Below are 11,299 nucleotides of genomic sequence, written 5' to 3' on the forward strand. Positions count from 1 at the left end.
GACCGCGCCCAACCAGCGCTAGGAGACCCCCGTGAAGGTCGGCTGCATCGGACTCGGCGACATCGCGCAGAAGGCCTATCTCCCCGTCCTCGCCACCCTTCCCGGGGTCGAGCTCCATCTCCAGACGCGTACGTCCGCCACCCTGGCGCGGGTCGCCGACGCCCATCACGTGCCGACCGCCCGCCGCCACGGGGACCTCGACTCGCTGCTCGCCGCGGGCCTCGACGCCGCCTTCGTCCACGCCCCGACCGCCGTCCACGCCGAGATCGCCACGCGGCTCCTCGAAGCCGGCGTGGCGACCTACGTCGACAAGCCGCTGGCCTACGAGTACGCCGACTCCGAAGCGATCGTGGAACTGGCCGAGAAGCACGGGGTCAGCCTGGCCGTCGGCTTCAACCGCCGCCTGGCACCGGCGTACACGCAGTGCCTGGAGCACCCGCGGGACCTGATCCTCCTGCAGAAGAACCGGATCGGGCTGCCCGAGGACCCGCGCACCCTCGTCCTCGACGACTTCATCCACGTCGTCGACACCCTGCGCTTCCTGCTGCCCGGAGAGGTCGAGCACACGGACGTACGGGCTCGCGTCCGCGACGGGCTCATGCACCACGTCGTGCTCCAGCTCTCCGGCGACGGCTTCACCGCCCTCGGCATCATGAACCGGATGAACGGTTCCACCGAGGAGATCCTCGAGGTCTCCGGGCAGGACACCAAGCGCCAGGTCCTCAACATCTCCGACGTCGTGGACCACAAGGGGCAGCCGACGATCCGCCGCCGCGGGGACTGGGTCCCCGTCGCCCGCCAGCGCGGCATCGAACAGGCCGTGATCGCCTTCCTCGACGCCGTACGGGCGGGCAGGCGGCTCAGCGCACGGGACGCGCTGCTGACCCACGCGCTGTGCGAGCGCGTGGTACGCGAGTCCCTGACGCAGGCCTCCTGAGCGAGCCCATGCCCTCGGCGGCGCAGAGCACGGCGAGGACGGCGAGCGCGCCCCAGAGCGGCCAGTCGCCGTGGCGCACGTATCCGGTGGTGGTCCCGGACAGCGGCAGTTCGTGGACGACGGCCGCGCTCCGGTCGGTCGACAGGGGCACGCCGACGCGCCGGCCGTCGGGGGCGTAGACCGCGCTGACGCCGGTCAGTGTCGCGTGCACCACCGGACGGCCGGTCTCCGCCGCGCGCAGTGCCGCCAGCGACGCGTGCTGGGCCGGTGCCCAGCTGTCCTGGAAGGTCGACGTCGCCGACTGGGCGATCAGCAGATCGGATCCTTCGCGGGTCAGCCGACGGCTCATGTCGGGGAACGCCGACTCGAAGCAGACGAGGGGGCCGATCCGCAGAGCCGGACGGCCGTCGTCGGCCGGCAGGGTCATCACCACCGGGGCGAGTCCCCGCCGGCGGTCCTCGGCCGCCGCCTTGCCGACCGACGTCACCCACCCGAGCACCGTCCGGGCCGGGATGTACTCACCGAACGGCACGAGCCGCATCTTGTCGTACCGGTCTCCGGTCGGACCGCTCTCGTCGATCAGGACACCGCTCTTGAAGATGCCCGGTCGGTCCGAGCGGCGGGCGTCCACATTGACCAGGAGCGGTGCGTCCACCGCCCGGGAGAGCGCGGTCAGCCGGGCGGCGAGGTCGGGACGGGCGGTCAGATCGGCGCCGACGCTGCTCTCGCCCCAGACGACCAGGTCGAGATCCTGGCCCGCGAGCCCCCGCGTGAGCTCCTCGCCGCGGGCGAATCGCCGCTCGGCGCCACCGGAGCCGTCGAACACGCCAGGCTGGACGACGGCGACCCGTACCGTGCCCTGCTCCTGCGGGGGGCCGACCCCCCACCACACCACACCCACGGTGAGGGCACACACCACGAGCCCGACGAGGGCGGTGAGACGTGTGGACGCGGCCGACACCAGGAGAACCACCGCTGTGTTGACCGCCACCACCAGCAGGGTCACCAGCCAGACACCGCCGACGGAGGCGAGCCGCAGAGCGGGTGCCACCTGCCACTGGCTGGCGCCGAGCAACCCCCAGGGGCCGCCCAACCCCTCCCAGGACCGGACCAGTTCGATCAGCAGCCAGCCGGAGGGCAGGACGAGGAGCGCGGCGGCGCGCGGACCCGGGGGCCCGTCCCCGAGCATCGCCCGCGCCAGCCACCCCCAGGGCACCCACAACAGCCCGAGCAGAGCGGCCAGTACGAGAATGAAGACGTGCAGGCTCGGCATCAGCCAGTGGTGCACGGCGAGCACGAAGCCGACGCCGCCCAGCCAGCCCTCCAGGGCGGCCCGGCGCGCGGTCGGAGCCGTACGGAGCAGCAGCAGCCACGGGACGAGTGCGACGTAGGCGAGCCACCAGAGGGACGGCGCGGGGAAGGCGAGCGCGGGCACGGCCCCGAAGACGACGGCGAGCGCGGCGCGTGCGGCGGAACGGCGCGAAGCTCGCGGGCGGCGTGGCGCGGCACCGGAGGCGGCCCCCGACGCCTGGAGATCCGCTGCCCCGGAGCCTCCGGGGCGGCGCCGGCCGAACGGAATCCGCATCCCACGCCTCCAGGTCCCGCGCCTTCGGGTGTTGCCTCCAGTGTGCGCGTGCGGCGCTACGATCGGCGCCATTTCTCGCGTACGACCACCGAACGGAGTCGCCACCCCGCGTCCGTGCGCAACAGGTCGAAGGCGTACCGTCCGCCGCACACGAAGTCCTCCCCGGACTCGCACCGCATCGGGTTCACATAGTCGGCGCGCACGTCCGCGCTGTCGCCCGGGTACCCGCCGAGGTCCTGGATGCGGACGCGCCGGTTCACGATGAGGTGCTGACGTACGGGAAAGAGTCGCATCGTCTCGGCGAGCCAGTCGGCGACCTCGGCGGCGGGGCCCTCGACGCCGCCTGACCCGCGGTAGTCGGCGCGGCCGTCGCGGGTGAACAGCGCCCGGTAGCCCGCCCAGTCGGAGTCGTCCACGGCCACCGCGTACCCGGTGACGAGGTCGTCGATGGCCAGCCGGTCCATCACGGTCGCGAGATCCACGCGCTGCGTCATCGGCTCAGTCTCGGGCAGGAAGCGCCGCGGGACCAGAGGCCGTGCGCCGACGCCCCTGGTCCATCTCGCTGGAGCGCGAGCCGAGCCTCGTGAGGCCCCTCGGGCCTCAGGCGGCTTCCCAGCGGTGCGGGCGGCCGCCGCGCCACTCCACCAGCTGGGGGTCGTCCAGGATCATGTCGGCGTCCTCGAGCCCCGCGCGGCGCAGGAACTCGACGAGGTCGGTGTCGTTGTGCGCGAGCCCCAGGATCTGCCCGCGCACGGTGACGCGCCGGCCGCCGCCGGGGGAGGGGCGGTGCACGACGATGGGCGGTTGCCAGGCCATGGTTCCAGGGTGCGACGGGCTCCCGAAGATCGCCTGGTGGCGGAGTGCGTCCCGTACGCACGGGGTGTGGAAGGAACGCGTCGAACGGCCTCGCGCAGACGGCTCCACGTACGGGCGGAAGGGCGGAGGGGCGGAAAGGGCTGAACGCGCGGCGCGGTCGAAGCCGGTGTCAGCCCGCCGACTCGCCCGCGTGCGGGCTGAGCACGTCCGTGCCCACGAGGACGAAGAGCAGGATGCCGAGCAGGATCCGGTAGATCACGAACGGCATGAAGCTCTTGGTCGTGATGAACTTCATGAACCATGCGATGACGGCGTATCCGACGAAGAACGCGATGACCGTCGCGAAGATCGTCGGGCCCCAGGAGACGTGCCCCTCGCCCGCGTCCTTCAGCTCGAAGACACCGGAGGCCAGCACGGCGGGGATGGCGAGCAGGAACGAGTACCGGGCCGCCGCCTCGCGGGTGTAGCCCATGAGCAGACCGCCGGAGATCGTCGCACCGGAGCGGGAGACACCCGGGATCAGCGCCATCGCCTGGCAGAGGCCGAAGATCAGGCCGTCCCGCACGCCGAGGTCCTGGAGCGTCTTGCGCTCGCGGATCGCGCGGTGGCGCCCGCCGATCTCGTCGCGGGCCGCCAGCCGGTCCGCCACGCCGAGGACGATGCCCATCACGATGAGGGTCGTCGCGATCAGCCGCAGATCACGGAACGGGCCCTCGATCTGGTCCTTGAAGGTGACGCCCAGGACACCGATGGGGATGGAGCCGACGATGACGAGCCAGCCCATCTGGGCGTCGTGGTCGCTGCGCATCGACTTGTCGCGCAGCGAGCGGAACCAGGCCGAGACGATCCGCGCGATGTCCTTGCGGAAGTAGATCAGGACGGCGGTCTCCGTGCCGATCTGCGTGATCGCGGTGAAGGCCGCGCCCGGGTCGTGCCAGCCCGCGAACGCCGCGGTGAGGCGGAGGTGCGCGCTGGAGGAGATGGGAAGGAACTCCGTCAGCCCCTGGACGAGTCCGAGGATGAATGATTCGAACCAACTCATGGGGCTAGGGCCGTCCCGAATGTGCTCGTGCGGTCAGAGAGATCGGGCCGAGACCGCCACACGGGTGACGCCACGAGCCCGCGGCGGTCGGATCGGAGATCCACCGCCGGTCGCTGCGCAGCGTACCGCCCTCAGGTGACGGGGCCGATCTCAGGTCCCGGGGCGCTGTGCGGGGCACTGCCCGCGGAGGTCCGCGCGGTGGGCGCCTTCCGTGGGCTCCGAGGCGATCACCGGTGTTCCGCCGCGCCCGCCCCCGCCAGAGCGCGCTCCGGCGCGGGGCCGGAGGCGGCTTCGCCCGTCGTGCGCAGGCCGTGGCGCTTGCGCCAGGCGACGACCGCCGCGACCAGGCCGGAGACGACGATGAACCCCATCGGGATCAGGAAGGCGGGCGAGGTCGGGGAGCCGGCCTGGCTGCCCGCCATCACGTACGCCGCCGTGTTCGGGATCGACCCGAGTCCCGTGGCGAGGAGGAACGGCGCGTAACCCATACGGGAGACCGCCGCGCAGTAGTTGGCGGCGGCGAACGGCACCCCGGGGAAGAGCCGGATCGCCAGCATCGAGCGGAACCCGTGCCGGCTCAACTGCCCGTCCACCACCTTCAGCCAGCGGCCCCGCAGCAACGGCCGCAGCGCGTCCTGCCCCAGCAGCCGCCCGAGCGTGAACGAGATCCCCGCCCCCAGGACCGTCCCCGCCACCGCCGCCAACAGCCCCGCCTGCGTGCCGAAGAGCGCGCCCGCCGCCAGGTTCAGGATCGGCCGGGGTACGAACGCCGCCGTGCACAGCCCGTACGCGAGACCGAACAGCACCACCGCCCCCGCGCCGCTCACCTGCGGCGGCCAGCCCGTGGCGAGCAGGCGCTGCGGCTCGTACAGCACCACCGTCGTCGCCGCGCTCAGCAGCAGCACGGCGAGCAGGGTGAGCCGCGACCAGGGCGAGAGCAGAGCCCGGGAGCAGCGGAGAGCGAGAGGGCCCGGCGGCCGGGTGACGGGGTCGAGCATCCGGGGAGACTAACCGACAAGCACATGTGATCGCCGTAACGAGGGTCAAGACCGACCCCGACGGGGTGCGCGCCTTTCGTCGAGGAGAACCGGCACCGCCTCTCGCCCCTCTCCGCGCGCGAGGCGCTCGAGAACCCGCCCCCTTGCTGAGGGCCGGAGCGAAAACCGTTCGACGCGGGCGGTCCGCCACGACATGATCGTGGACATGTTCCGGTACGCCTTCCTCGCAGCACGGCCCGCAGACGCGGCCGCGCCGAAGGCTGCCGCCGACTCCAGCGCGGCTCCTGTCGCGGCTGCCTTCGCGACCCTTGACGGCGCCCGAAGCTGACCCTCCCCGGATCGTCCGGCGGACCCCGTAGGGGGAGGGTCGGTCCGGCCCCGGGGTCCCCTCACGCTTCGAGCTCAAGGAACGAGCGAACCATGCCCAAGACGGCATACGTGCGCACCAAGCCGCACCTGAACATCGGCACCATGGGCCATGTCGACCACGGCAAGACCACCCTGACCGCCGCCATCACCAAGGTCCTCAGCGAGCGCGGGACGGGCACCTTCGTGCCGTTCGACCGCATCGACCGCGCGCCCGAGGAGGCCCAGCGGGGCATCACCATCAACATCGCGCACGTCGAGTACGAGACCGACACCCGGCACTACGCCCATGTCGACATGCCCGGCCACGCCGACTACGTCAAGAACATGGTCACGGGCGCGGCCCAGCTCGACGGGGCGATCCTCGTCGTCTCCGCGCTCGACGGGGTCATGCCGCAGACCGCCGAGCACGTCCTGCTGGCCCGTCAGGTCGGTGTCGACCACATCGTCGTCGCTCTGAACAAGGCCGACGCCGGGGACGAGGAGCTGACCGACCTGGTCGAGCTGGAGGTGCGGGAGCTGCTGACCGCGCACGGCTACGGCGGTGACTCCGTCCCCGTCGTACGCGTCTCCGGCCTGCGCGCCCTGGAGGGCGACCCGCGCTGGACCGGCGCGATCGAGGCGCTGCTCGACGCGGTGGACACCTATGTGCCCATGCCGGTGCGGTACGTCGGGGCGCCGTTCCTGATGTCCGTCGAGAACGTCCTCACGATCACCGGCCGCGGCACCGTCGTCACGGGCGCGATCGAGCGGGGCACGGTACGCGTCGGCGACCGCGTGGAGATCCTCGGCGCGACGGCGACATCGAAGGCGGGCGAGACGGTCGTCACCGGCGTCGAGACCTTCGGCAAGCCGATGGAGTCGGCCGAGGCGGGGGACAACGTGGCGCTGCTGCTGCGTGGAGTCCCACGGGACGCCGTCCGCCGCGGTCATGTGGTGGCGGCGCCGGGCAGTGTCGAGCCGAGCCGTCGGTTCACCGCCGAGGTGTACGTCCTGTCGGGCAAGGAGGGCGGTCGTACGACCCCGGTCTCCACCGGCTACCGGCCGCAGTTCTACATCCGGACGGCGGACGTCGTGGGCGACGTCGACCTCGGCGAGAGCGCGGTGGCGCGTCCCGGCGACACGGTCACCATGACCGTCGAACTCGGCCGTGACGTACCGCTGGAGCCGGGTCTCGGTTTCGCGATCCGCGAGGGCGGCCGCACGGTCGGCGCCGGCACGGTCACGTCCGTCGGCTGAACGGGCACCGCCGAAGACCGGAGGCCCGTATCCGGAGGCCCGTGTCCCGCATGCACGGGACACGGGCCTCACCGGCCGTGCCGGGCGGGCCCCGGCTCGCCGCCCACGCGGAAGCGGTCGGCGCCTTGTGGGCACAATGAGAGCGTGAACGAGCAGATACCCGTCGTCCGGGACGTCGACCAGGGCACCGCCCGGCTCATGCCCGATGTCGACCGGGAGCGGGCCTGGCTGCTCACCGTCGAGGGCGCCCCCCAGTCGTACGTCGACCTGGACGAGCCGACGCATCTCGAGTTCGAGTACGCGCGCCGGCTCGCCCATGTGCTCGACGGCGCCGCCGACGAAGGGGCGCCCCTCGACGTGCTGCACCTCGGCGGCGGGGCGCTCACCCTGCCCCGCTACGTCGCCGCGACCCGTCCCGGCTCCCGCCAGGACGTGGTCGAGGCGGACCGGGGACTGCTCGACCTGGTCACCGAGCACCTTCCACTGCCGGCCGGCTCAGGGGTCACGGTGCACGGGGCGGACGCCCGTGCCTGGCTGGAGGAGGCCCCGGCAGCCTCGGCCGACGTGCTGGTCGCCGACGTCTTCGGCGGCTCCCGGGTACCCGCGCATCTGACCTCGGCCGAGTACGCGCGCGCGGCCCGGCGGGTGCTGAGGCCGGGAGGGATCTACCTCGCCAACCTGGCCGACGGCGCGCCCTTCGCCTTCCTCCGCTCCCAACTGGCCACCTTCGCCGCCTTCTTCGCAGAACTGGCCTTGATCGCCGAACCGGCCGTGCTGCGCGGCCGCCGCTTCGGCAACGCCGTCCTCGTCGCCTCCGACGCGGAGATCGACATCGCCCGCCTGGCCCGCCGCGCGGCCGCGGACGCGTTTCCGGCCCGGGTGGAGTACGGCGCCTCGCTCGCCCGCTTCACCGGCGACGCCCGGCCGGTGCACGACGAGGACGCGGTGCCCTCGCCCGTACCGCCGGACGGCGCGTTCAGCATCGGCTGAGACCTCTCGGCAGCGGCGCGCCTCGCGAGGCGGACCGGGGTCCGGCCACCCGGCCGACGCCCGTCAGGTGCCGGAGCGGTCCGGCGGGCCGTCGGTGACCGTGGCTGGGCGTGCCACGAGGGCGGTGTCCGGAACGGCTGTGTTCAAAAGGGCGGCGCCGTCGACGGGGCCGGCGACCCGCTTCGTACGACGCGTCAGATTCCGTACGTCCGGCACCAGCAGCACCAGCGCCGTCACGATCACGATCAGCACCGCCGAGCCCCACAACGCCTCCCGGCGGCCGAACAGGCTCTCCGCCGGGCCCGCGAGCGCCGTGGACAGCGGCAGCATGGCCGTCGAGCCGAACCAGTCGTAGGCGGAGACCCGCGACAGCTTGTCCTCCGGGATCTCCTGGTGCAGCGTCGTCATCCAGGCCACGCCGAACACCTCGATGGCCACACCGCTGACGAACATGGCCGCCGACAGGCCCACCACGTCCAGCGGCACCGCGAGCGCCGCCGACGGCAGTGCGATCGGGAAGACGCCCAACGTGCCGACCAGCAGCATCCGCCGCGGCTTCCAGCGCATCATCAGGAACGCCCCCGCGAGCGTGCCGACACCGAACGCGGCCAGGGCGAGTCCCCAGGGCCGCGCCCCGCCCAGATGGTCCCGGGCGACCAGCGGTCCGTACACCGACTCCGCCGCGCCGACCAGCGCCACCACGATGGAGAACTGGGCCACGATCGACCACAGCCACGGGCGGCCGATGAACTCCTGCCAGCCCTCCCGCAGATCGGAGAGGAGGCCGCCACCCGCCGCGCGTTCGGCGATATGACTGACGTCGAGGAACGCGCGCAGCGCGCCCGCGAGGGCGAAGGCGGCGGCGTCGATGGCGAGGACCCAGCCGGGGCCGACGGCGGCGATCATCGCGCCGCCCAGGGCGGCACCGCCGATCCCCGCGCCGTGCATGGCCATCCGGAAGAGGGCGAAGGCCCGGCTGGCCTGCTCGCCGCTCACGCTGGACAGCAGCATGCCCTCGGCGGCCGGGCTGAAAAAGGCCTGGCCCGTGCCGCACAGCGCGGTCAGGACCATCATCTGCCACAGCTGCGGCTCGCCCGCCAGGACGAGGAGGGCGAACGCGCCCTGGGAGACGCAGTTGAGGGCGTTGGCGGCGACCATGACGCGGTGCCGGGGTATGCGGTCGGCCACCGCGCCGCCGATGAGCAGGAAGAGAACGAGCGGGAGGGTGCGGGCCGCCGCCACCAGGCCCACGTCGCCGCCGTCCCCGCCGGACTGGAGAACGGCGAACGCCGCCGCGATCAGAGCCCCGTGCGTACCGAGGTTGGTGATGATCGCGGCGGCGGTCAGCAGGACGTAGTTGCGGCCCGCCCACTCGGGGCGGCGGGAGCGCAGCGGCGTACGGGCGGAGGCGGCGGGAGTTCTCACTCCGGGACTATCCCTGGTGCCGCCGCCTCCTGCCAAACCGATATCCGGAAGCCGCCCGGGGGGCTTGCCCGGTCAGGAGGACGGTGCCAGGCGCACGGTGGAGAGGATCTGCTGGATCATGGCGTCCGGCAGCTCCTCCTTCACGCCGTCCGCCGCGTACAGCACCCAGGAGGAGAAGTCGCCCTGGGAGTTCTTGAAGGAGAACGCGATGGACTTTCCGTCCGACTCGCACTTGTTCCGCTTCTTGATGCCCGGGGCGGTCGCCGTCGAGACACTCCCCACGAGGCCCGACTTCGTGGTGTACGGCACGGCCTTGGTGATCTTGATGGTGCCCTTGGGCATGTGCTGGGCATAGCCGGCCCACACCCAGTTGCCGGCCTCGTTGAACGCCGCTTCCTCGGTGTTCTTGGCGCCCTGGCCGCCCTTGGTGCCCACGCTGCTGAGGCCCCAGGTCTCCTCGGTGCCGTTCTTGTCGGAGTCGAAGGCGCACCACTTGCTCTTGTAGCGGGCGGGCGCGGACATCGTGACGACGGGGGTGCCGTCGTTCTTCTTCTCGTCCTCGAAGAACGTGATCGAGCCGGGCTTCAGCAGCTCCCACTCGGGCGGTACGTCGAACAGCGTCCCGTACTTCGGGTTGTGCACGACCTTCCAGCCCGGGATCGTCGGCTGCTGCGCGGCGTCGTCGCGCGGGTTGTCGAGCGGCGGCGCGGACGGCGGGGTGGACGGGGCGGCCGACGTGGACTGCTTGGGGTCGGCGGCGGTGGTGTTCTTGTCGTCGTCCTTGTCCAGGACGAGGAAGCCGGTGACGCCCGCGGCGACGACCACGGCGGTCGCGGCGATGATCGCGATGAGCGTCGTCTGCTTGTTCCTGCCGCCGCCGGAGCCGTCACCGGGCTGGACGGGGCCGGGGATCCCGTACTGGGGCACGGTCGGCTGCTGATACGGGTTCGGCTGCGGGTAGCCGGGCGGGGCCGGCTGCTGGGGATAGCCCTGCGGCTGCGTGGGCGGCAGCGGAGGCTGCCCCTGAGGCGGCTGCTGCGGATATCCAGGCTGTCCCATCGGCTGCGCCGGCGGCAGCGGAGGTTGTCCCTGCGGCTGCGTCGGCGGCTGCTGGTACGGGTTCGGCTGCTGGTACGGGTTCTGGTTCTGGTCCTGCGGGTTCTGCTCGCCCCCGGGCGGCTGCTGTCCTGGCCACATGGCCAGTAACCATAGAGGTGCGGCGGGACCCCGGCTACGCCCGCCCCCGCCCGACGGGGCGCGACGGGGATGGCCATCTCTGCTACTCGCGGGTAACCTCGGCGCATGAGCGCAGACCAGATGTCCGTCGGCGAGATGCTCGCCGCCACGGTTCCCATGGCCAGGACCCTCAACCTGGAGTTCCTGGAGACCAGTTCCGAGCGTGCCGTCGTCCGCATGCCGGACCAGGCCGACTACCACAACCACGTCGGCGGACCGCACGCCGGAGCCATGTTCACGCTGGCCGAGTCCGCCAGCGGAGCGATCGTCCTCGCCGCCTTCGGCGATCAGCTGAACCGCGCCGTGCCGCTCGCCGTCAAGGCGGAGATCGGCTACAAGAAGCTCGCCATGGGCGTCGTCACCGCCACGGCCACCTTGGGCCGCCCCGCCGCCGAGGTCGTCGCCGGACTCGACGCCGGCGAACGCCCCGAGTTCCCCGTCCACATCGCGATCACCCGTGAGGACGGGGCCGTGACGGGCGAGATGACCGTCGTCTGGACCCTGCGCCCGAACTCCTGACCGCTCGCTCCCGGGCCCACCGCTCCGGCGGGCCGGCCCGCCGCCGCTGTCGAGGTCCGTACCCCCTGAGCAGGTAGGCTGCCCCGGCGCGGATCAGGTGGTAGGTGTCTCCAGCGTAGGGCCAGGCGCAGGCCGGGCAGCGGGAG

General features: G+C 72.5%; 11 protein-coding genes. 4 read left to right on the forward strand and 7 right to left on the reverse strand.

What is annotated here, in order from left to right:
• Window positions 1-31: 31 nt before the first annotated feature.
• Window positions 32-937, forward strand: coding sequence for a Gfo/Idh/MocA family protein (locus ACWDX6_RS23745; protein ID WP_451486893.1), 906 nt, complete (start codon window positions 32-34; stop codon window positions 935-937).
• On the opposite strand, the gene lnt is transcribed toward ACWDX6_RS23745, so the two are convergent.
• The 5 genes from lnt to ACWDX6_RS23770 all read right to left on the reverse strand — a co-directional run bounded on the left by lnt (window position 861) and on the right by ACWDX6_RS23770 (window position 5,378).
• Window positions 861-2,522: an apolipoprotein N-acyltransferase gene (gene lnt, locus ACWDX6_RS23750; RefSeq protein ID WP_451486894.1), complete on the reverse strand. Its 1,662-nt coding sequence runs from the start codon at window positions 2,520-2,522 to the stop codon at window positions 861-863. The genes ACWDX6_RS23745 and lnt overlap by 77 nt on opposite strands.
• 56 nt (window positions 2,523-2,578) lie before the next feature.
• On the reverse strand, window positions 2,579-3,016 hold the full coding sequence (locus tag ACWDX6_RS23755; protein WP_451486895.1) for a nuclear transport factor 2 family protein: 438 nt from the start codon (window positions 3,014-3,016) through the stop codon (window positions 2,579-2,581).
• Window positions 3,017-3,122: 106 nt separating this feature from the next.
• The gene (locus tag ACWDX6_RS23760; RefSeq protein ID WP_451486896.1) at window positions 3,123-3,338 is read right to left on the reverse strand and encodes a hypothetical protein; all 216 of its coding nucleotides are present in this window, start codon (window positions 3,336-3,338) and stop codon (window positions 3,123-3,125) included.
• A gap of 169 nt (window positions 3,339-3,507) precedes the next feature.
• On the reverse strand, window positions 3,508-4,380 hold the full coding sequence (locus tag ACWDX6_RS23765; RefSeq protein WP_451486897.1) for an undecaprenyl-diphosphate phosphatase: 873 nt from the start codon (window positions 4,378-4,380) through the stop codon (window positions 3,508-3,510).
• A 227-nt stretch (window positions 4,381-4,607) separates the two neighbouring features.
• Complete coding sequence (locus tag ACWDX6_RS23770; protein ID WP_451486898.1) at window positions 4,608-5,378, reverse strand: TVP38/TMEM64 family protein; 771 nt, start codon at window positions 5,376-5,378, stop codon at window positions 4,608-4,610.
• 420 nt (window positions 5,379-5,798) lie between these two features.
• On the opposite strand from ACWDX6_RS23770, the gene tuf reads away from it, so the two are divergent.
• Together tuf and ACWDX6_RS23780 are read left to right on the forward strand one after the other, a co-directional pair.
• Window positions 5,799-6,983, forward strand: coding sequence for an elongation factor Tu (gene tuf / locus ACWDX6_RS23775; protein WP_451486899.1), 1,185 nt, complete (start codon window positions 5,799-5,801; stop codon window positions 6,981-6,983).
• Window positions 6,984-7,127: 144 nt separating this feature from the next.
• Entirely contained in the window at window positions 7,128-7,973 is an 846-nt protein-coding gene (locus tag ACWDX6_RS23780; RefSeq protein ID WP_451486900.1) for a spermidine synthase, read from the forward strand.
• Window positions 7,974-8,036: 63 nt separating this feature from the next.
• Here ACWDX6_RS23780 and ACWDX6_RS23785 read toward each other — a convergent pair whose 3' ends face one another.
• Both ACWDX6_RS23785 and ACWDX6_RS23790 read right to left on the reverse strand, forming a co-directional pair.
• A complete protein-coding gene (locus ACWDX6_RS23785) occupies window positions 8,037-9,398 on the reverse strand; it encodes an MFS transporter (RefSeq protein ID WP_451486901.1) in 1,362 nt (453 codons plus the stop codon).
• Window positions 9,399-9,470: 72 nt separating this feature from the next.
• Window positions 9,471-10,595, reverse strand: coding sequence for a hypothetical protein (locus ACWDX6_RS23790; protein ID WP_451486902.1), 1,125 nt, complete (start codon window positions 10,593-10,595; stop codon window positions 9,471-9,473).
• Between the two features lie 120 nt (window positions 10,596-10,715).
• On the opposite strand from ACWDX6_RS23790, the gene ACWDX6_RS23795 reads away from it, so the two are divergent.
• Window positions 10,716-11,153, forward strand: coding sequence for a DUF4442 domain-containing protein (locus tag ACWDX6_RS23795; protein ID WP_451486906.1), 438 nt, complete (start codon window positions 10,716-10,718; stop codon window positions 11,151-11,153).
• Window positions 11,154-11,299: the final 146 nt, after the last annotated feature.

Source organism: Streptomyces sp. NPDC003027, assembly GCF_053591435.1.